Origin of the sequence: Xanthomonas sp. BRIP62409 (assembly GCF_003992965.1) — a bacterium.
Classification (GTDB): Bacteria; Pseudomonadota; Gammaproteobacteria; order Xanthomonadales; family Xanthomonadaceae; genus Xanthomonas; species Xanthomonas euroxanthea.
This window is the reverse complement of record NZ_QEZJ01000015.1, coordinates 26,104-45,730: the sequence shown is the minus strand read 5'-3', so window position 1 is coordinate 45,730 and position 19,627 is coordinate 26,104. Positions and strand designations below refer to the sequence as shown.

At 68.1% G+C, this 19,627-nt stretch carries 17 protein-coding genes; 4 read left to right on the top strand and 13 right to left on the bottom strand.

What is annotated here, in order from left to right; genetic code table 11:
• Positions 1–43: 43 nt before the first annotated feature.
• The 3 genes from EO170_RS04775 to EO170_RS04765 form a co-directional block, all read right to left on the bottom strand.
• Positions 44–1,864, bottom strand: a complete 1,821-nt coding sequence (locus EO170_RS04775) for a DUF885 family protein (RefSeq protein ID WP_126942884.1) — start codon at positions 1,862–1,864, stop codon at positions 44–46.
• 132 nt (positions 1,865–1,996) lie between these two features.
• Positions 1,997–2,638, bottom strand: coding sequence for a 16S rRNA (guanine(527)-N(7))-methyltransferase RsmG (rsmG, locus tag EO170_RS04770; RefSeq protein ID WP_104585644.1), 642 nt, complete (start codon positions 2,636–2,638; stop codon positions 1,997–1,999).
• A gap of 112 nt (positions 2,639–2,750) precedes the next feature.
• Positions 2,751–3,032 carry a hypothetical protein gene (locus EO170_RS04765; protein ID WP_126942881.1) on the bottom strand — a complete coding sequence of 94 codons (282 nt, stop codon included), beginning with the start codon at positions 3,030–3,032 and terminating at the stop codon, positions 2,751–2,753.
• On the opposite strand from EO170_RS04765, the gene EO170_RS04760 reads away from it, so the two are divergent.
• Together EO170_RS04760 and EO170_RS04755 are read left to right on the top strand one after the other, a co-directional pair.
• Positions 3,031–4,659 (top strand): alkaline phosphatase D family protein, encoded by a 1,629-nt coding sequence (locus EO170_RS04760; protein ID WP_126942878.1) that lies wholly within the window; start codon positions 3,031–3,033, stop codon positions 4,657–4,659. The two genes, EO170_RS04765 and EO170_RS04760, sit on opposite strands and share 2 nt — an antisense overlap.
• A gap of 264 nt (positions 4,660–4,923) precedes the next feature.
• Positions 4,924–6,510, top strand: coding sequence for an alkaline phosphatase D family protein (locus tag EO170_RS04755; RefSeq protein WP_126942875.1), 1,587 nt, complete (start codon positions 4,924–4,926; stop codon positions 6,508–6,510).
• A 111-nt stretch (positions 6,511–6,621) separates the two neighbouring features.
• On the opposite strand, the gene EO170_RS04750 is transcribed toward EO170_RS04755, so the two are convergent.
• Positions 6,622–7,218 (bottom strand): 4'-phosphopantetheinyl transferase superfamily protein, encoded by a 597-nt coding sequence (locus EO170_RS04750; protein ID WP_115678099.1) that lies wholly within the window; start codon positions 7,216–7,218, stop codon positions 6,622–6,624.
• Positions 7,219–7,344: 126 nt separating this feature from the next.
• On the opposite strand from EO170_RS04750, the gene EO170_RS04745 reads away from it, so the two are divergent.
• Positions 7,345–7,596: a GlsB/YeaQ/YmgE family stress response membrane protein gene (locus EO170_RS04745; RefSeq protein WP_016901812.1), complete on the top strand. Its 252-nt coding sequence runs from the start codon at positions 7,345–7,347 to the stop codon at positions 7,594–7,596.
• A gap of 58 nt (positions 7,597–7,654) precedes the next feature.
• Here EO170_RS04745 and EO170_RS04740 read toward each other — a convergent pair whose 3' ends face one another.
• From EO170_RS04740 to EO170_RS04725, 4 genes are read right to left on the bottom strand one after another with little or no spacing between them, the layout of a single operon-like run.
• Positions 7,655–8,092 (bottom strand): GFA family protein, encoded by a 438-nt coding sequence (locus tag EO170_RS04740; RefSeq protein WP_115678100.1) that lies wholly within the window; start codon positions 8,090–8,092, stop codon positions 7,655–7,657.
• Positions 8,089–8,868, bottom strand: a complete 780-nt coding sequence (gene xth, locus EO170_RS04735) for an exodeoxyribonuclease III (RefSeq protein WP_104649893.1) — start codon at positions 8,866–8,868, stop codon at positions 8,089–8,091. Before xth ends, EO170_RS04740 begins: the two co-directional genes overlap by 4 nt.
• A gap of 51 nt (positions 8,869–8,919) precedes the next feature.
• Positions 8,920–10,185, bottom strand: coding sequence for a phosphodiester glycosidase family protein (locus EO170_RS04730; protein ID WP_126942872.1), 1,266 nt, complete (start codon positions 10,183–10,185; stop codon positions 8,920–8,922).
• Entirely contained in the window at positions 10,175–12,778 is a 2,604-nt protein-coding gene (locus EO170_RS04725; RefSeq protein ID WP_241239388.1) for a TonB-dependent receptor, read from the bottom strand. Before EO170_RS04725 ends, EO170_RS04730 begins: the two co-directional genes overlap by 11 nt.
• A gap of 159 nt (positions 12,779–12,937) precedes the next feature.
• Between EO170_RS04725 and EO170_RS04720 the strand changes: the two genes are divergently transcribed.
• Entirely contained in the window at positions 12,938–14,086 is a 1,149-nt protein-coding gene (locus EO170_RS04720) for an ROK family transcriptional regulator (RefSeq protein ID WP_126943217.1), read from the top strand.
• 93 nt (positions 14,087–14,179) lie between these two features.
• Here the strand turns inward: EO170_RS04720 and EO170_RS04715 are convergent, their stop codons facing one another.
• The 5 genes from EO170_RS04715 to EO170_RS04695 form a co-directional block, all read right to left on the bottom strand.
• The gene (locus tag EO170_RS04715) at positions 14,180–14,932 is read right to left on the bottom strand and encodes a hypothetical protein (protein ID WP_126942866.1); all 753 of its coding nucleotides are present in this window, start codon (positions 14,930–14,932) and stop codon (positions 14,180–14,182) included.
• A 35-nt stretch (positions 14,933–14,967) separates the two neighbouring features.
• On the bottom strand, positions 14,968–15,765 hold the full coding sequence (locus tag EO170_RS04710) for a peptidylprolyl isomerase (RefSeq protein WP_164740908.1): 798 nt from the start codon (positions 15,763–15,765) through the stop codon (positions 14,968–14,970).
• A 160-nt stretch (positions 15,766–15,925) separates the two neighbouring features.
• Complete coding sequence (locus tag EO170_RS04705; protein WP_241239389.1) at positions 15,926–16,960, bottom strand: glycerophosphodiester phosphodiesterase family protein; 1,035 nt, start codon at positions 16,958–16,960, stop codon at positions 15,926–15,928.
• A 614-nt stretch (positions 16,961–17,574) separates the two neighbouring features.
• Positions 17,575–19,302 carry a cation acetate symporter gene (locus tag EO170_RS04700; protein WP_104585622.1) on the bottom strand — a complete coding sequence of 576 codons (1,728 nt, stop codon included), beginning with the start codon at positions 19,300–19,302 and terminating at the stop codon, positions 17,575–17,577.
• Entirely contained in the window at positions 19,299–19,616 is a 318-nt protein-coding gene (locus tag EO170_RS04695; protein ID WP_104585619.1) for a DUF485 domain-containing protein, read from the bottom strand. Before EO170_RS04695 ends, EO170_RS04700 begins: the two co-directional genes overlap by 4 nt.
• Positions 19,617–19,627: the final 11 nt, after the last annotated feature.

The window sequence follows — 19,627 nt, the reverse complement described above, 5'->3', positions numbered from 1 at the left end:
GCGGCCGGGTCCGCTCCTACGTGGAGCGGACCGTTGCGCCGGATCAGGGGGCGGCGGCGTTTGGCCTGGCGGCGGCCGGGCGTGACTTGCTCTCGGCGATGAAGGCGCGCACCTGCTGCTCCAGCACCGGCAAGGTCACCGACCCCTGCTTCAGCACCGCGTCGTGGAAGGCCTTGATGTCGAAGCGGTCGCCCAGTTGTTTCTCAGCCTCGGCACGCAGCTTGACGATGGTGATCTCGCCCAGCTTGTAGCTCAGCGCCTGGCCGGGCCAGGAGATGTAGCGGTCCACTTCGGTGGTGACCTCGTGCTCGCTCAGCGCAGTGCGGTCGCGCAGGTAGGCCAGCGCCTGCTCACGGCTCCAGCCGTCGTGGTGCACGCCGGTGTCGATCACCAGCCGGCAGGCGCGCCACATCTCGTAGGTGAGCCGGCCGAATTCCTCGTACGGGGTCTCGTAGATGCCCATTTCCTGGCCGAGCTTCTCGGTGTACAGCGCCCAGCCTTCGCCATAGGCGGAGATGTAGTTTTCGCGGCGGAACGCCGGTTGGTCGCCCTGCTCCAGCGCCAGTGAGCCCTGCAGCGAATGCCCGGGCGAGGATTCGTGCAGGGTCAGCGCCGGCAGGTTGTACAACGGCCGCGACGGCAGGTTGTAGGTGTTGACCCAGTAGGTGGTGGCGCCGCCGCGGCCGGCGGTCCAGAACGGGGCGATATCGTCCGGCACCGGCTTGATGGTGAAGCGCCCGCGCGGCAGCGTGCCGATGAACCTGCCGACCTGCCCGTCCACCCGCTTGGAGATCCACGCGGCGCGATCGAGCAGCTCCTGCGGGGTCTTGGCGTAGAACTGCGGGTCGGTGCGCAGGAAGCTCAGGAACTGCGCAAAGCTGCCCTTGAAGCCAACCTGCCGGATGATCGCGTCCATCTGCGCCTGGATGCGCGCCACCTCGTCCAGGCCGATCTGGTGGATCTGCTCCGGGGTCAGTTCCAGCGTGGTGTATTCGCGGATCTGCTGGCGATAGAACGCCTTGCCGTCGGGCAGCGCTTCGGCCGCCAGCGTGGTGCGCGCCTTGGGCATGTACTCGTTGCGGAAAAAGCCCAGCAGCTTGGCGTAGGCCGGCAGTACCGCCGTGCTGAGCGCGGCCTTGGCCTGCTCGCGCAACTGCGCCTGTTCGGCGGCGGGGATCTGCGCCGGCAGCTGCTTGAACGGGGCGTAGAAGCTGGATGCGGTGGGATCCTTGACATCGGCCACGGTGGCGATGGAAACGTCGCGGCCATCCAGCACCGCGCGCGGCACGCTGAACCCGCGTGCCAGGCCGGCGCGCATGTTGGCGGTCTGCTGGTCGAAGTAGCGCGGCACATCGTTCAGGCGCGCGATATAGGCGCGGTACTCGGCGGCAGTCTTCATCGGCCGCTGCGCCATGAAGCCCAGGTTGGACCAGAACGAGCTGTCCGAGTTGAACGGCATCTCGTACAGGCGCAGGCGCACCTCGGCGGCGAGGTTTTCCACCTGCGGGCGGTAGATGGCGTAGTTGACCTGGTTGCTGGGCGAGAGCTGTTTCGGGTCGATGCCGTCGAGCTGCTTGAGCACGTCGTCCCATACCGCCAGGCGCGCCTGCTGCGCGGCCGGGCCGACATCGGGCAGATGGGTGTTGTCGCCGGTGGTGTCGCTGTCTTCGTCGGCCTGGCCGGTCTCGGCCTGGCGCCAGCGCCACTCTTTCTCGTAGATGGCGCGGAAGCGCGCATCGGCGGGGCGCTCGGTGGTCAGCGTGGCGGGCGCCACTGGTGCCGGTGCGGCGGCCTGCGCCGAGGTGGCGGCAAAGCTTGCGCCCAGCAGGGCGAGCGAAAGTGCGGCGGCGAGAGGAGATGTCACGTGCGGGCGGCCTGCGTTCGGATCGAACGTTCGATCATGGCAGCCCGGACGGCAGCTGCCATGGGCCGGAAGTCCCAGCGCGGGGAGTGGGGAGTGGGGAGTGAAGGCGCGCGGCCGGACGGGCCGGCCGTTTCAGCCTGCCTTGCGCACCACCACCAGATGCCGCTCGCCCTCCAGGCCGGGCACCTGCAGCGGATGCACCTCGGCCAGCGTCCAGCCGGGGGGCAGCGCGGCGATCTCGTCGTGCGGATAGATGCCCTTCATCGCCAGCAGGCTGCCGCCGGGGCGCAGCAGGTGACCGCCGACCTCAATGATGCCGGCCAGCGTATCCAGCGCCCGCGCGGTGAGGTGGTCGTAGGCGGCCGGTTCGTCCAGCGCTTCGGCGCGCGACTCGGCCACGCGTGCGTTGCCCAGCGCCAGCTGGCGCAGCGCCTCGCGCATGAAGCGCGCCTTCTTGCCGTTGCTTTCCACCAGGGTGACCTGCAGCTGCGGGCGGGTGATCGCCAGCGGGATGCCGGGCAGGCCGGGGCCGGTGCCCAGGTCGGCCAAGGTGCCGCTGGCGATGTAGGGCTGCATGGCCAGCGAATCGAGCAGATGGCGGGTGACCATCTCGCGCGGGTCGCGCACGGCGGTGAGGTTGTAGGTCTTGTTCCAACGCACCAGCAGCGTCAGATAGCGCAACAACGGCGCGGCAAAGTCCGCATCCAGGGATTGGGCCTGCAGGCCATGCGCCAGGGCGGCGGCTACATCGGGGGCAAGTGCGGCATCGTTCATGCCGCGATTATCGCAGCTGGCCGGCGTGCAGGTGCACGCGTACCGCGCATGGTGGCGATGCGCGGCGCGTGGGCAGGAAGCTGGCGTACTTGAACCTGCCCAGCACACACGTTCAGGTCTGGCGATGCCGCAGGGCCTGCAGCCACGCCAGCGGCGGCTGCACCGGCGCATGCGCATCGCGGTGGGCAGGATCAACCACCGCGGTGGCACGCCCCGTGCCCGTCATCCGCCATCCGCCATCCGCCATCCGCCATCCGCCATCCGCCATCGGTCGATGGTCGATGGTCGATGGAGCACGAGCCTGCGCCGTCAGCCACGGCAGTGCCGCTGCCATCGAACGGACATCCGCCCGTCGCACCATGGTCGCGTCCGCCTGATTGCGTGTTGTGTCCATGTCCTTGATCGCCCCATCCTCCGCATCGCCCCTGCCCGGCCCCGGCGACGCCCCTGCCGCCGTGGATCACGACCGGCGCCGTCTTCTCATCGCTGGCGCCGGGCTGGCGGCCACCGGACTGCTCAGCCCGTTCGCACGTGCCGGCGGCAGCCCGGACCCGTTCACCCTGGGCGTGGCCGCCGGCGACCCTTTGGCCGACGGCTTCGTCATCTGGACGCGGCTGGCGCCGCGCCCGCTGGAGCCGGATGGACGCGGTGGATTGAGCGCCCCGGTGCAGGTGCGCTGGCAGGTGGCCAGCGACCCGGGCATGCGCCGCATCGTGCGCCAGGGGCAGACCGTCGCCAGCCCGGCCTGGGGCCATGCGGTGCATGTGGAGCTGGCCGGCCTGGCCGCCGATCGCCCGTACTGGTACTGCTTCCAGGCGCTGGGCGCGCGTAGCCCCGTCGGCAGCGCGCGCACCTTGCCGGCGCCGCACCAGTTGCCGGATGCGGCGCGACTGGGCTTTGTATCGTGTTCGCACTGGGAGCAGGGCTATTTCAGCGCCTACCGCCACCTGGCCGCCGAACAGCCGGACCTGGTGTTCTTCCTCGGCGATTACATCTACGAATACAGCAACCGCGGCGAGGCGGCGAAGAAGATCGTGCGCCCGCACGGCAGCGGCGAGTGCCTGGATCTGGCCGGCTACCGCAACCGCTACGCGCTGTACCGCACCGACCCCGACCTGCAGGCGCTGCACGCCGGCAGCGCCTGCGTGGCGACCTGGGACGACCACGAGGTGCAGAACGATTACGCCAATCGCTGGTCGCAGGACCCTTCGATTGCGGTCGACAGCTTCCTGGCCCGACGCGCGGCCGCCTACCGCGCCTTTTACGAACACTTTCCGCTGCGCGCAGCCAGCCGCCCGCATGGCGCCAACATGCGCATCTACCGGGCGCTGGACTACGGCCAGCTGGCGCGCTTCTACGTGCTCGATGGGCGCCAGTACCGCAGCGAACAACCCTGCCCGCAGGCCAACGGCTGGCGCGGCGGCCACGTGGTGGACGCCAGCTGCCGCGAACGCACCGACCCACGCCGCAGCATGCTGGGCTGGGAACAGGAGCGCTGGCTGCATGGCGCCTTCGCACGATCGCCCGCGCGCTGGAACGTGATCGCGCAGGATCTGCTGGTGGCACCGCTGAACCAGCATGGCCGCGACGGCGTATTCGGCCACTGGACCGACGGCTGGGACGGCTACCCGGCCACGCGCACCCGCATGCTCGACGCAATCGCCACCACGCGGCTGCGCAATCCGGTGTTCTGGGGCGGCGACATCCACTCGTACTGGGTGAACGACCTGAAGAAAGATCCGGCCGACCCGGACTCGGCGACGCTGGCCACCGAATTCGTCGGCACCTCGATCACGTCCGACGGCCAGAGCAACGCCGAACTGCACGCCACCATGGCGCTCAACCCGCATGTGCACTACGCCGAAGGCCAAACCCGCGGCTATGTCTCGGTGACGCTGACGCCGGGGCGGATGGAAACCCGCCTGCAAGGCATCTCCGACCGCCGCGACCGCGATGCCACGGTCTCGACGTTGAAACGCTTCGTGGTCGAAGACGGCAAGGCCGGCGCAGTGGAGGCATGAGCCTGCGGTGTGCTGCGGAGCATGGCAACGGCATGCGCCCCCCATCCGCCACGGCATCCCTGCGCCGAGCTTCCACGACAGCGGCAGCACGCGTGAACGGCCATTCCGCGCTCTTGTCACGCACCCCATCACCTGCGTGCTGCGCAACGAGGTGACGGCCTCCATCGCCGCCTGGCCTGCTGCGTCATGCAGCGCCATGGACACGCCCCGGTAAGACAGCGGCGCTATATCTGGATGCCCGCTGCCAGACGCATCGAGGATGCCATGCCCACCGCCGATCCCGCCCGCCGCCGCGTCTTGCAAGGTTTGGGTGCCGGTTTGTTGCTGCCGGCCACTGCCGCTTGGTCCACGCGCAGCCTGGCTGCGCCGTCCGGGCGGCCGCTGATCACCGATGGGGTGCAGAGCGGCGATGTCGTGGATGGCCGGGCCATGCTGTGGAGCCGCTGCGACCGGCCGGCGCGGCTACGGGTAGAATGGGATACGCGCCCGAGCCTGCGGCAGGCGCGTCGTGTGGATGGGCCGGTGGCCTTGCCGGCGCACGATTTCACTGCGCGGGTGGATCTGGGCGCGTTGCCGCGCGATCAGGACATCTTCTACCGGGTGCGTTTCGAAGATGCCGACAACGGCGCCTCGAGCGCGCCGGTGCATGGCCATCTGCGCAGTGCGCCGCAGGCACGTGGCGATGTGCGCTTTGTCTGGAGCGGCGACACCGTCGGCCAGGGCTTCGGCATCAATCCGGACATCGGCGGCATGCGCATCTACAGCGCGATGCGCGAGCGCAACCCGGACTTCTTCCTGCACAGCGGCGACACCATCTATGCCGACGGCCCCGTCCCAGCCGAGCTGGTCGTCGAAGAAGGCAGGCGCTGGCGCAACCTCACCACCGCGGCCAAGAGCAAGGTGGCCGAAACGCTGGACGAATTCCGCGGCAATTACCGCTACAACCTGCTCGATGAGCATGTGCGCCGCTTCAATGCCGAGGTCGCACAACTCTGGCAGTGGGACGATCACGAAACCACCAACAACTGGTCGCCCGGCAAGCAGCTGGACGCGCGCTATCAGGTGCGCGATATCGGGGTGCTGGCCGGTCGTGCGCGCCAGGCATTCCTGGAATACGCCCCGATGCGCGGCGTGCGTGCCGATGGCGACGGTCGCATCTACCGCAAGATCGGTTACGGCCCGCTGCTGGATGTGTTCGTGCTGGACATGCGCAGCTATCGCGGCGCCAACAGCGACAACCTGCAACCGCAGCCGGGCGCGGACGCGGCATTTCTCGGTACACAGCAACTGGCCTGGCTGCAGCGCGAACTGGCCGGTTCACGCGCGCAATGGAAGGTGATCGCCGCCGACATGCCGATCGGCCTGCAGGTCCCCGATGGGCAGGACGCAGCGGGCCGCGCGCGCTGGGAGGCGATCGCCAACGGCGATCCGGGCGTGCCGCGTGGGCGCGAACAGGAGATCGCCACGCTGCTGCGTTTCATCAGCACAGCGCGCATTCGCAACACGCTGTGGCTGACCGCCGATGTGCATTATTGCGCGGCGCATTACTACCACCCGGACCGCGCGGCGTTCCAGCAGTTCGAGCCGTTCTGGGAATTCGTGGCCGGCCCGCTCAATGCGGGCAGCTTCGGCCCGAATGCACTCGATGCCACGTTCGGGCCGACAGTGATCTTCCAGAAAGCCCCGCCGGCGCCGAACCTGTCGCCGCTGGCAGGATTTCAATTCTTTGGCGAAGTGGAGATCGATGCACGCACCGGCGTGCTGACGGTGACCTTGCGCGATCTGGACGGGGTGGCGCAGTTCCGTCAGCCGATCCTGCCGCATGCCGCGGCGTGGCCGGAACCTGCCTGAGACAGTGGTCGGGCCGCCACGGCACAGATCCACGGCCTGCACGCGCTGCAGCCCGATCAAGACAACGCGCTGGCGCTGCGGTGCAAAGATGCAGTGCGCTGATCGCCGCGCCTAGTCGGCGGGCAATGGATGGAACGCCAGTGCGGCGCGGCAGTCGGGGGCGGCCCACCACTCGTGCAACCGCCAGTGTGCGGCCTGGCCCAGCGCCGGGTCGCACCATTGCAACTGCAATGCGCCGTCGGGTGCCACCGCGTAGGCGAGCCGATGCAGGCCGAACGACAGACCATGCCCGTACGCCTTGAGCAGCGCTTCCTTGGCACACCACAGGCGGAAAAACAGCGCCTGCTGCGCGTCCGGCTCCAGCCCGGCCAGCAGTGCGATTTCGTCGGCATGGAAGAATCGCTGCGCGATCTCCAGCAGCCGCGGGCGCGCGCGGATGCGTTCCAGGTCCACGCCCAGCCGCACGCGGTTGCCCAGGCCGACCAACAGATAATCGCCACTATGGCTCCAGCCGGCGTCCCAATCGGGCAAGGCCGGTTGCAGCGAAGGGCGCCCGCGCGCGTCACGCAGCAGCGGTACCCGGGCAGGTTCCAACGCCAGCGCCTGGCCCAGCAACTCGCGCGCCTGGGGCTCGCCGCGCTCGCCATGCCGGTGCGGACGCAGCCACAGTTGCACCGGTCCGATGTGCCAGCTCGCGTACGCTGTCACGCTGCATGCACCAAGCACAACGCTCGCATCGGCGTGTGATCGCGCTCGACAGTCACTTCACGCCTGTCTGCGTTGAATGGCGCCCATGCACTACTTCCGGTGCAATCGAATGAGGAGTTCGGCAACATGGGCATCATCATCTGGTTGATCGTCGGCGGCATCGTGGGTTGGCTGGCCAGCATCATCATGCGTCGCGATGCGCAGCAAGGCATCATCCTCAATATCGTGGTCGGCATCGTCGGCGCGCTGATTGCCGGTTTCCTGTTCGGTGGCGGTATCAATCAGGCCATCACCTTGTGGACCTTCGTGTGGTCGCTGGTGGGTGCGGTAATTCTGCTGGCAATCGTCAACCTGTTTACACGTGGCCGCGTGCGTTAAACGGCGTACACGCAATGCTGCAGAACCCAACGCCCGGGCTTGCCCGGGCGTTGCCGTTTCAGCCATCGACCGCAACCCGATCGGCCGGATGGTGAACCCCGTCTTCCACCGGCACGGTGATGTTCAGCGCATACGGATTGACGCCTTCCAGGCAACCGACGTTATAGCCGTATTCGTTGGGGTTGGAGCGCCGCCGGTGATGCGTATAGATACCGCACACGCCGCAGAAATAATGCGCCGCGGTATGCGTGTTGAACTGATACAGCCGCAGCACGTCTTCGCCCTGCAACACATGCAGGCCATCGAGCGTGACCGAGGCGACGATGGCGCCGCGGCGGCGGCACATCGAACAATCGCAACGGCGCGGATCGAGCAGCCCGTGCGGCAGGTCCAGATCGATCTGCACCGCGCCGCAGTGACAGCTCAGCCGGTGCACCGCCCCGAGCGTGACCTCGCCAACCTTGTGCGTGCTACGCCGCAGATGCCGCTCGCTCATGCGCTGGCCTCGGCAAGCCGCACCCAGGCCGGCGCGTGGTCGCTGGGGCGCTCCCAGGTGCGTGGTTCGCGATCGATGCCCGCTTCCACCGCGCGGGCGCGCAACGCATCCGACACCAGGGTCAGGTCGATGCGCAGCCCCAGGTTGCGGCGGTAGGCGGCCTGGCGGTAATCCCACCAGCTGAAATGGCCGGCATCGTCGTGATGCTGGCGAAACGCATCGTGCAGGCCCAGCGCCAGCAGCTTGTTGAGGGCGCCGCGCTCGGCGGTGGAGGTGAGGATGTGGTTGTCGCTCCACACTTCCGGCGCGTAGACGTCGCGCGCATCCGGGGCGATGTTGAAGTCGCCCAGCACCACCAGCTGCCGGTGGCGTTGCAGTTCCTGCGCGATCCAGTCGTGCACCGCCTCAAGCCAGCGCAGCTTGTAGGCGTACTTGTCGGTGCCCACATCCTGGCCGTTGACCACATACAGATTGATGATGCGCACGCCATCGACGGTGGCGGCGATCACACGCTGCTGCACGTCATCGAAGCCGGGGATGCCCATCTGCACCTCCAGCGCCGGCGAGCGCGACAGGATCGCCACGCCGTTGTAGGTCTTCTGCCCGCAGAACACGCTGCGGTAGCCCAGCGCGGCCAGGGCCGCGTCCGGGAATTTGTGGTCTTCCAGCTTGGTTTCCTGGATGCCCACGACGTCCGGCGCGAAGTCCGCCAGCCACTGTTGCAGGTGCGGCAGGCGCACGTTGAGCGAGTTGACGTTCCAGGAGGCAATCTTCATGGCGCGGACCGTGGTTCAAACCGCCAATGGTACCGCGCCGCCCGCGTGCGCTCAGGGCCGTGGCGCGATGCGTACCCCGAGCTGGTTGGCGACCGGGCGTTCGCGCCCCGGGATGCCGGTGTGAATGGGGCGATTGAGTGCGCGCACGCGCCCATCCACCCGCGCGGCCAGGGTGCTGGAGCCGCCGCCGTCCAGGTTGATGGCGGACGTGGCGCCAAGCTGCTGCAGCACCGTGGTCAGCGCGTCCAGGGTGATGCCGGCGCTATAGCCCGGCTGGCGGCCGTCGGCGACCACCATCCACAGCGTCCTGCGCGCGCGATCCAGTCCCAGCGCGCTGCGCGGCTCGGGGCCGTCGTAGTACTGGGCGCGGCTGGCCTCGCGCCGCTGGCGCTTGCCGTCGCGCAGCAGCAGTGGGCCGGCCCCCACCCCCAGGCGGGTGCCCGGCGGGCAGCTGCCATGCACGATGCTGACCGCATTGCGCGCGCTCACGCACAACGCCGCATTGACGCGTGCATCGCTGGTGGCGGCGGCCGAATCAAGATGCCCCGCGTCGATCGCCAGGCCTTCGGCAGTGACGCCCTGCCCTGCCGCGGGCACGAACGCCTTGTCGAACAACTGCCCGCCCTCGAACGGCAGGAAGTAATCGGCATTGATCGCCAGCGCCAGGCCGCGGTCGCGCACGAACGCGGTGGTCGGCTTGGCCAAAAACTCGCCGCCCCCGCTGCGCTCGCCAGGGGTGCCGACCAGTTGCAGCCCGGGGGTGGCAAGATCGATCTCGGCGATATGCAGCATCACCGGTTGCGGTGCGCGCATGGCCTGCCGCCAGTAGCGCACGCCCGGCGCCAGCGTGATCGGCGCGCCAGGCGCCGGCACTGGCTGCACCAGCGGTTCGATGCTGACGCGTTCGCGTGCATGGGCCTGATCCAAGGCGGCCAGCACCGCGTCGATGCGTGCAGGTGGCGTGCGCAGCAGCAGCCGTTGGGTGGGCGCGGCCTGCAGCACCTGCGCCAGGCCGGCGCAGCGCGCGCCGCGGCAGGCACTGGCATCGATGCCGACGCGTGCCGGGCCATCGGCATCGTCTGGTACCTGCAAGGCGATGCGATTGTGTTCGGCCGGTTTGCAGTGGCTCGCCGCCGCCAGCACATCGTCCGGCCATTGGCCCCAGCAGTCGCCGCTGACGAGGGTCTCCATCGGCACGAAGGGCGTGGCTGCCGATGGAGTTGCGGCATCGTCGGCACTGGCGCTGCCGGCCAGTGTTGCCAGCACTGCCAGCACTGCCAGCAATGGCGCCGATGCGCTGCGGCGATCAGAACGCATAGTCCACTCCCAGGTAATAGGCGCGGCCGTTGTCGAGCTGCTCGCGCATCAGTTGTCGGTCGGCACCGATCACCCGCGTCAGCCGCGCGTTGGCGAGATTGCGGCCCTGCACGGTCAGGCGCAGTTGCTTGCTGAAGTTCCAGGCCAGCTGCGCGTCGTAACTGGTGATCGGGTCGTAATAGCGGTCGTTGACGCGGTTGTCGGTGGCGGCCGAAAGCAGCTGCTGGCCGGTGTAGTTGGCGCTGACGCGCGCACTGAACCGGCCGATGTCGTACAGCAGCGAGGCATTGGCGCTGCGCCTGGGCGATTCCATCAGGCCGGGCAGCGCGCGGCGCGTGCCATCGGCCATCTGCACATCGGCGGTACGCGGGTCGAGCAGGGTCGCGTTGAACATCGCGCCCAGGTTGGACCAGGCGCCGGGCAGGAAATCGAAGCGTGTGTCGATGGCGGTCAATTCGATGCCTTGCACCTGCGCAGCACCGGTGTTGATCGCCTGGGTGGTGGTGACCTGATAGCTGCCGACCAGGCCGCCGGGGTCGCGCTGGGTATCGGTGCTGGTCAGGCGCACGATTTCATCGCCGATGCGCTTGTGGAACAGCGCCAGCGACAGCTGCGAATCGCGGTCCGGGTACCATTCCAGCGACAGGTCCAGGTTGTCGGCGCGACGGGGGCTTAGCAGCGGGTTGGCGATGCTGCGAGTGATGGTCAAGCCGGTGGCATCGACCACCGGGCTGCTGTTCTGGCCGATGTCGGCGTAGGTGGGCAGACCGATGGTGCGGCTGCCGGCCACGCGCAGTTTCACTGCCGGGGTGATGTCCCAGGCCAGGTTCGCCGAAGGCAGCAGGAAGCGGCGGTCGCTGTCGGCCGATTGCTGCACGTAGTTGCTGGTGCTGTTCAAGGGCTGCGGCACCGCGCTACGTACGGCGCGCTGCAGGTATTCGTTGCGCAGGCCGACCGTGGCCAGCGTGCGCTCGCCATGCCAGGTGCCCATGACATAGGCGGCGCCACTGCGCTCGTCGATGCCGAAATCGCTGATCGCGCTGTTGCGGGCATTGGTGCTGGCCGGCACGTAGGCGCCTGGCGAGGCGGCAGCGAAGGCGGCGACCCTGGCCGGGTCGATCAACAACAGGCAGCCGACTTCGGCGTAGGGGCAGATGCGCGCATCGTCGGTGCCGATCGTCGCCAGGCTCACGCGGCCGGCCGGATTGCGGCGGACTTCATCCAGGTTGTAGCGCTGCTGCAGGTCGCGGTACTGCAGGCCACCACGAATGCCCCAGCCGCGCGCATCGGCATCGGCGTTCTGGCTGTAGTCCAGCTTGAACGTCGTCGTGTCGGTGCTGCTCTTTTCCACGCGGGTCAAGAAATACTGCTGGGTGTAGTTGGCCGCATTGCCGTAGTACCCCGGGTCGACCGGGGCGATGCGCGGGCGCGTGTCGTCGCCGAGCGCATACGCAAAGCCCAGCCGCGGGGCGGCGGCGGCGCTGAACACATCCTCGCGGGTGTCCTGCCGGTACTTGCCGGTGGCGCGGTTGAGCAATGCGTCTACATGACCTTCCGGATTGAGCCGGAAGCTGCCGCCCAGTTGCGCGTAGCGCAGCGTGCGGGTCTGGTCGAAATGGTTGGCATCCACCTGCGCGCTGCCCTGCGCGTAGCGGCCGTTGCGGGCGTCGGTGATCGTGGCATTGCCGACGCGGTTGATCCACTGCGAGCGCCGCTGCTCGTCGTTGCCGTGCTCGAAGGTGCCGGCGCTGAAGGCCAGCCTCACGTCCTGGCCGTCGTCGTATTCGAGCTTGCCGAACACGCTGCGACGCTGGCGCAGGTTGTCGTAGCTGAGCGGGCGAAAGCGGTCCGGTGCGATTGCCAGGCCGTCCGGATCCAGACCGGGCGTGAGGGTCTGTCGTACACCGTTGGCGTAATAGCTGTAGCTGTCGATGGCGGTATTCAACGACGCCGAATCGCGCCGGAAGTAATCGGCAGACAGCACCACGCCGAAGCGCTGGTCCGGCCCGAAGGTGTCGCTGAAACTGCCCTGCACCTGGCCCGATGGGGTGCTGCCCTGCAGCTGCCGGCGGTTTTCCCAGTCGGCCAGGTTGGCGCGCACGGTGGCAAAGCGGCCGTCGTGATCGAAGGCGCTGCGCGTGCGCAGCGCGGCGATGCCGCCGATGGCATTGCTGTCCATGTCGGCGTTGAAGCTCTTGTAGATGTCCACCTGCTGCGCCAGCGAGGCGGGGATCACGTCCAGCGATTGCACGCGCCGGCTGGTTTCGGTGGACGGCAGCGCCACCCCGTCGATCAGCACGTTGTTGTAGTCGGGGTTGAAGCCGCGCAGGCTCATGAACTGCGCCTCGCCGCGGCCGTTGTTGACCACCATCGACACACCCGGCACCCGCTGCAGGGCCTCGCCCAGGCCGAAGTCGGGGATCGAGCCGATATCGTCGGCGGCCACGCCGTCGGACACCACGGCGGCCTCGCGCTTGGCGCCGATCGCCTGGCGGATCGACAGGTGCTGGCCGGAGACCTGCACCGCGTCCAGCTGCACCGGGGTGATGTCGCTGGCCGGCGCAGCGGCATGGGCGCCCAGGCTGGCGTTCATGCACAGGGCCAGCAGGCCGAGGCGGGGACATGGGCGGGTACGCAAACGTGACATGGGATGACCGCAGATGGCAGAGACCGCGAATTTAATAACTTACTGTGAATTAATTATTTCAGCCGAAGCGGGTAGACTGGCGCGTCCCCCGTGCCACCGCTCGCCATGCCGTCCACTGCTGCTGTCGCATTGCCGCCGCATTCGCCGCATTTCCCCGTCCTGAGCCGCAATGAGCGCGACATGCTCGACCGCCTGCGCCTGGCCGGCGTGCTCACCCGCGCCGATCTCAGCCGCGGCACCGGGCTGACCGTGCAGACCGCGGTGCGCCTGATCGAAGGCCTGCAGGCGCGCGGCATGGTCCACATGGGCAGCGGCGTGGCACGTGCCGGGCGCGGCAAGCCGGGGGTGGCGGTGTCGTTGAATCCGGCGCACGGCCACACCCTGGGCGTGTCCATCGCCACCGATGCGCTGACCCTGGCGCTGGTGGATTTCACCGGCCAGGTGCTGGCGGTCAGCGAGCTGCCGCTGGACGCACGCAGTGCGGATGCGGTGTTGCTGCAGCTGCAGGCCGGCGATGCGGCGCTGCTGGCAGGCCTGGAGCACGCGGCTGGGCCGCGGCTGGGCATCGGGCTGGCGATGAGCGGGTTTTTCACCGGGGAGGACGGGCGCATCAATCCGCCCGAACCGCTGCGTGCGCTTGGCGAGTTCGCGTTGGCGCCCTGGCTGGCGCAGGCCTGCGCGCAGCCGGTGTGGATGGACAACGACGGCAGCGTGGCCGCCGCCGGCGAAGCGATGCTGGGCGTGGGCCGTCGCCACCGCGATTTTGCCTATCTCTATCTCAGCTACGGGTTCGGTGGTGGCCTGGTCATCGATGGCCAGGTTATGCGCGGTGCGCGCGGCAATGCCGGTGAATTCGCCGGCATGCTGCCGGCGCAGAAGCTCGAACGCGCCACGCTGGAATTGCTGCGCGAACTGCTGGCTGCCGACGGCGTGGTGTTTGCCGATGTACGCAGCCTGCTGGCCGCCTACGACCCGCGCTGGCCGGCGATCGAACGCTGGATCGCGCGCAGTGCGCCGGGGGTGTCGTTGATCGTCTCGGCGATCACTGCGGTGTGCGACCCGGAAGCGATCGTGTTCGGCGGCCGCCTGCCGGCCGACCTGGCCCGGCGCCTGATCGCCGCCGTGCAGATCGACAACCTGCCGCGCCGCGGCCAGGCCAGGCCGATGCCCGCACTGATGCCGGCCGAGGCACCGGCCGACGCCTGCGCGATCGGGGCAGCCACGCTGCCGCTGAAGGCGCGCTACTTCCGTTAGTGCGCGCGCCGGCAGCGACGCCGCCTGCCGTGCACGCCGTGCGCTTCGCCCTGTCGCTGGCGCTACGGCAGCCTGCCCGGCGCGGAGGCTGCGTCAGCGCGCGCAGCAGCTGGCATGCAGCTCCCGTGCAAGCATCACCACCTGCTGCTCGGTGGCGGCATCCATCTCCTCGAACATCTCCTCGCCGCGCAGCGGGGCGGCAGGCGGCAACGGATGTCCGAACGGCTGCTGGGCCACCAGTCGCCAGGCATCGCCGTACAGCGGCTCGGCGCTCGCCAGCAGCGGCGAGGACACGAACTGATCCAGCACCGGCATCGCCGCCCGGTTGCCCTGCATCGCCATCGTCTCCAGGTCGGCCAGCACCTGCTCGGCCTCGGCACGATCGGACCGGGAGAGCGGTTGCGGGCTGCCGTCTTCGGCGATCGCGGGTTGGCGCTCCAGCAGCAGGCCGGCGCGTCGACGCAGCAATTCCAGCTGCGCGTCGGTATTGCCGCTGGCGGCGGCCTGACGCAGCAGTTGGTCCACCTGCGCGTACTCGCCTTCGCCCACGTGCTGGCACGCCTTCAGCTGGGCAGCATGGTCGCGTGCGCGTTGCGACACCGCCGCGCGCGCGCCAGGCTCCGCCGGGTCCGCATCGCCAACGGACGGCGCCGGCGGCGCTTCGGCAAGCATGGCGCAGCGGCGATAGGCCTGCGCGCGCGCATACGACGCCGCGGCAAGCGCGCCCGGCGCGGCAGCGGCGCTGCTGCGCTCCGTTCCTGCAGCGCTGGCCTGCGGCGTCGCTTCAGCCTGGAAGTCCTGCCCCACTCCGGTACCACAGGCTGACAAGGCCAGCGCCTGCGGCATGAGGAGCAGCCATCGGAACGGCGCGCCGCTCCCGCTCATTGCCGGATCCGCGGTGCATCCGCTTCGGCGCTGCGCTGGCTCTGCTCCGAGGACGCCAGACCCGCCGCTTGCGCAGAACGGTCCCGCACCAGCTGGGCGATGGCGCGATCGCGCAGTTCTTCGCGCAGCTGCGCTTCGATCATCCCGCCCACGGTGTCGAGGGTGGCGGTGTGCTTTTCCTCCAGGCGGATCAGGTGATACCCGCCGGGGCCGCGCACGGGGCCGGACACTTCGCCCACGGCCAGCGCACGCACCGGCGCCGCGAAAGGCGTGTCCAGGTACAGGCCGAACATCGACGACAGCTGTCCCCCGTCGGCGGCAGTGGCACCATCGTCGGATTCCTCGGCGGCCAGTCGGGCGAAATCGCCTCCACGCGCGATACGACGGCGCAGCATCTGCGCACGCTCCAGGGCCTGCGCCTGACTCAATGGATGACTGCGCCGCGGCGCCGACTCCGGCTGTTCGGCGATGAAGACATGGCTGAGCCGGAATTCGTCGAAGTCGCCCGGCCGTTCGGCAAAGCGCCTTGCGATAGCGGCCTGCGACACCGTCACGCTCTGCAGCAGATGGTCGCGCTCGGCCTGCGCGAGCACGGTGTCGGCAGCCTCGCGCAGCAGGGCCGCGGTTTGCGGATCATCGGCAAGGCCTTGGCGCCTTGCGTGTTCGGCCAGGACCGCGCGTTCGATGGACGCAGCGGCGCTGTCCGCATTGTCGCGGCGTGCCTGTTCCGCTGGCGCAGCCTCTTTGCCCGCATCTGGGTCTGCCGGCGACGCAATGGCAGCCTGCGTGATCATGCAGGCAGCGAGCAGCAGCAAGACGCAGCGCCTCGCGCGTGCAGGACCCACAGAAACGTTGAATGACCTGGACATGACATCTCCCTCCGAGACAGCGGCGATTGACGCTTGCCAGCCATCCGGTGCGGCAACCTCGGCCGCACCGGATGCCGTCAAGGCGTTACGGGGCGTAATGCGAAATGCGCCGCCCGTTGATCTTCAGCGTGCGCATGGTCGACTTCGGGTCGTCGGTGGTAATCAGCCCGAACCGCTGCGACATCAGGAAATCGATGTCGCCGCGGTGGTCTGCGGTATCGGATTTGCCCTGGTACGAGGAATACAGTTGCGACAATCGGTAGCAGCACGAACCGTTGTTGCTGATGAACTCGCCGGCACCCGGGCCATCGGGAATGGCCTGGAAGATGGCAATGCGCTTGCCCTCGGCACGCGCTGCGTTCTTCTGGCCCTGCAACAGGCCATCGTCCTGCTTGACGTTGATTTCCAGCGTGTGGGCATAGCGCTGCCATTCGACGCGACTGGCCGGCACATCGATCTTCGCCAGCATGTTGGTGGTGTAGACCGGGATGGCATGCACATACCGGGAGTTGCCGACAAAGGCGGCCGGGTGCGGGAACAAGGTGGCGTTGACCTTCATCGCCACGACCTGCTCGGGATGATCGGGAAACGCCTTCAGGGCAGCGGTGTGTACCGCGCGCACGCCATCGGCCGACTTGACGTCGAAGATCAGCGGCAGCTGCATGTTGTTGCGCTTCCAGTACGCAAACAACTCGTCCAGGCTGTACATCTCCCACCCGGTGACGGTGCCACGGTCCGGCGTGAGCAGGTGCAGTCGCTTGATGTTGGCCAACGACAGGCTGCTGACCAGCGGGTTGGCGCCCTGGTTGGTTCTCGGGTTGTACTTGGCACCCCCGACGACGGTGTACACGTCGGTGGTGCGCCCAAGATTGAAGTCGTGGCTCAGCACCGGCATGCCGTCCTGGGTCACCTTGACGTCCAGCTCGACGCCGTCCATGCACTGCACGTCGGCATTGAGCACGGCGCGGCTGGAGTTTTCCGGAATCGCTGGATCGCCCGAGTATTTGCCCCACAGGCCGCGATGGGCCAGCACCAGGGTATCGGCGGTGAACTTGTCGTTGAGGATCTCCGCCATCTTGTTGGCAGTATTGCCACAGGATGCCGCAGCAAGTTGCGGCATGGCCGCCAGCACGGCCAGCGCGCCGAGCAGGCGGCAGGCACGGGCCAGGGGATGTGGAACGAGGGTGGTCGGCATGGTCTCTGTGTCCCGGTTCGTAGGTGCAGCAAGGGCAGGGATGGACGAGGGCCGACAGGTCGACGCAATCGGCGGACTCGCTTGCAGCGCACTCGCCAGCCGGTCGATACCGGGGGTGAGGCCAAGCCGTGCGTGATCAGCGTTCGGCTTGTACGCCAATTTAGTCACCCTAGATGACTTAATTTCTTCGCTGGTGTTGCGGTTGTTCGCGATCGCGCAGGCATTGCGTGCAAAACGAAGCGGACGATGCGATCGCATCGATGCCACGCGAGGACGCAGCGCTGTCGTGCATGCGCGCGCAGCGCGTCGGACGCCAGCGCACCGAGGTCTGACGGGGCGTTGCGCACGGGTCGTCACGATGCTGGATCGCTGCCGGCACCGGCGCGGTGCGCGCGGTCGACCGATAACCCCCCCCGCCCTTCGCGTCAGAAGACGATCGTAGGGACGTGGCAACACAGGCGCTGCACGCTGCCAGCCTTGGCCAAAACGCAGAACGCCGGCACTAGGCCGGCGTTCTGCGACTGCTCAGTGACTGTACGTCAGTGACCCGACGCGCCGCTGGCACCCAGGCCGGTTTCGGCACGGATCTGCTGCGCCTTGAACGCGGCACGTTCGTTGGCGGCCTGCGGGCTGTGATCCAGGATCGAGAACAGCCAGATGCCGACAAAGCCAATGGTCATCGAGAACAGCGCCGGCGAGGTGTACGGGAACGGCGCCGAGCCGGCTGCATTGCCCAGCGTGTCCACCCACACCGACGGCGACAGCACCGTCAGCACCAGCGAGGAGATCAGGCCCAGGAAGCCACCGACCACCGCACCGCGGGTGGTGCAGTTCTTCCACAACAAGGACAGGATCAGCACCGGGAAGTTGGCCGAGGCGGCGATGGCGAATGCCAGCGACACCATGAAGGCCACGTTCTGCTTCTCGAACACGATGCCCAGCAGCACCGCGATCACGCCCAGCACCAGGGTGGTGGCGCGCGAGACCTTCAGCTCCGAACCCGGCGCCGGGTTGCCCTTCTTGATCACCGTGGCATACAGGTCATGCGACACCGCCGAGGCACCGGACAGGGTCAGGCCTGCGACCACCGCCAGGATGGTGGCGAAGGCCACCGCCGAGATGAAGCCCATAAACACATTGCCGCCGACCGCGTTGCCGACCAGCACCGCCGCCATGTTGGCCGCGCCCTTGCCGCCGTGGATGGTGCCGGTGGTGACATCGGCGAACTGCGGGTTGGTCAGCACCAGGGCGATCGCACCGAAGCCGATGATGAAGATCAGGATGTAGAAGTAGCCGATCCAGGTGGTGGCCCACAGCACCGACTTGCGCGCCTGCTTGGCATCGGGAACGGTGAAGAAGCGCATCAGGATATGCGGCAGGCCGGCGGTGCCGAACATCAGCGCCATGCCGAAGGAGATCGCCGAGATCGGGTCCTTCACGAAACCGCCCGGCCCCATGATCGACAGGCCCGCCTTGGCCGCGTCCTCGGGCGATGCACCGCCGTTGGCCGCGATCGCCGTCTTCACCCGCACGCCCTCGGCAAACAGCGCCTCGAAGCTGAAGTTGAAGTGCCACATGATCGCCACGGCCATGAAGGTCACGCCGGTCAACAGCAGCACCGCCTTGATGATCTGCACCCAGGTGGTGGCGGTCATGCCGCCGAACAGCACGTAGACCATCATCAGCACGCCGACCAGGGTCACCGCCACCCAGTAGTCCAGCCCGAACAGCAGCTTGATCAACGCGCCGGCGCCGACCATCTGTGCGATCAGGTAGAACAGCACCACCACCAGCGTGCCCGACGCGGCAAAGCTGCGGATGGCAGTCGGCGCGAAGCGGTAGCCGGCCACGTCGGCGAAGGTGTACTTGCCGAGGTTGCGCAGCCGTTCGGCCATCAGGAAGGTCAGGATCGGCCAGCCGACCAGAAAGCCGATCGCATAGATCAGGCCGTCGTAGCCATTGGCCATCACCGCCGCGGTGATGCCCAGGAACGAGGCCGCCGACATGAAGTCGCCGGCGATCGCCAGACCGTTCTGGAAGCCGGTGATGCCGCCGCCGGCGGTGTAGAAGTCGGAGGCCGACTTGGTCTTGGCCGCCGCCCACTTGGTGATCCACAAGGTGCCCAGCACGAAGAAGGCGAACATGCCGATCGCCACCCAGTTGGTGGGCTGCTTGTCGACCTGGCCCATGTCGCCGCCAGCGGCAAGCGCGATGCCGGCCGGCAGCAGCCCGGCCAGGATCAGGAGAAGACGCGAATACTTGCTCATTTGCGGGCGTCCTCGAGGATCTGCGCGGTCAGCTGGTCGTAAGTGTTGTTGGCGCGGCGCACGTAGATGGCGGTGATGGCGATGGTGAACACCATCACCCCGATCGCGATCGGGATGCCGATCGAGGTCACGCCTTCACCCATCGGCTTGGCGAGGAATTCCTTGTCGAAGGCGATCAGGCCGATGTAGCCGTAATAGGCCAGCAACATCAGCACGGTGAGGGTCCAGCCCAGCGTATTGCGCTGGCGCTTGAGTGCGTGGTACTTCGGATTGGCATCGATCTTGGCGATCAGTGCGTCATTCGAGACGGTCATTGTCTGTCTCC

What these genes read in the sequence shown, in the direction of transcription:
- EO170_RS04715 (WP_126942866.1), bottom strand. Translation starts at nt 14,932, where the DNA reads ATGCCGCAGGCGCTGGCCTTGTCAGCCTGTGGTACCGGAGTGGGGCAG.
- EO170_RS04710 (WP_164740908.1), bottom strand. Translation starts at nt 15,765, where the DNA reads ATGATCACGCAGGCTGCCATTGCGTCGCCGGCAGACCCAGATGCGGGC.
- EO170_RS04745 (WP_016901812.1), top strand. Translation starts at nt 7,345, where the DNA reads ATGGGCATCATCATCTGGTTGATCGTCGGCGGCATCGTGGGTTGGCTG.
- EO170_RS04695 (WP_104585619.1), bottom strand. Translation starts at nt 19,616, where the DNA reads ATGACCGTCTCGAATGACGCACTGATCGCCAAGATCGATGCCAATCCG.
- EO170_RS04765 (WP_126942881.1), bottom strand. Translation starts at nt 3,032, where the DNA reads ATGGACACAACACGCAATCAGGCGGACGCGACCATGGTGCGACGGGCG.
- xth (WP_104649893.1), bottom strand. Translation starts at nt 8,868, where the DNA reads ATGAAGATTGCCTCCTGGAACGTCAACTCGCTCAACGTGCGCCTGCCG.
- EO170_RS04705 (WP_241239389.1), bottom strand. Translation starts at nt 16,960, where the DNA reads ATGCCGCAACTTGCTGCGGCATCCTGTGGCAATACTGCCAACAAGATG.
- EO170_RS04730 (WP_126942872.1), bottom strand. Translation starts at nt 10,185, where the DNA reads ATGCGTTCTGATCGCCGCAGCGCATCGGCGCCATTGCTGGCAGTGCTG.
- EO170_RS04720 (WP_126943217.1), top strand. Translation starts at nt 12,938, where the DNA reads ATGCCGTCCACTGCTGCTGTCGCATTGCCGCCGCATTCGCCGCATTTC.
- EO170_RS04740 (WP_115678100.1), bottom strand. Translation starts at nt 8,092, where the DNA reads ATGAGCGAGCGGCATCTGCGGCGTAGCACGCACAAGGTTGGCGAGGTC.
- EO170_RS04755 (WP_126942875.1), top strand. Translation starts at nt 4,924, where the DNA reads ATGCCCACCGCCGATCCCGCCCGCCGCCGCGTCTTGCAAGGTTTGGGT.
- EO170_RS04760 (WP_126942878.1), top strand. Translation starts at nt 3,031, where the DNA reads ATGTCCTTGATCGCCCCATCCTCCGCATCGCCCCTGCCCGGCCCCGGC.
- EO170_RS04700 (WP_104585622.1), bottom strand. Translation starts at nt 19,302, where the DNA reads ATGAGCAAGTATTCGCGTCTTCTCCTGATCCTGGCCGGGCTGCTGCCG.
- rsmG (WP_104585644.1), bottom strand. Translation starts at nt 2,638, where the DNA reads ATGAACGATGCCGCACTTGCCCCCGATGTAGCCGCCGCCCTGGCGCAT.
- EO170_RS04725 (WP_241239388.1), bottom strand. Translation starts at nt 12,778, where the DNA reads ATGAACGCCAGCCTGGGCGCCCATGCCGCTGCGCCGGCCAGCGACATC.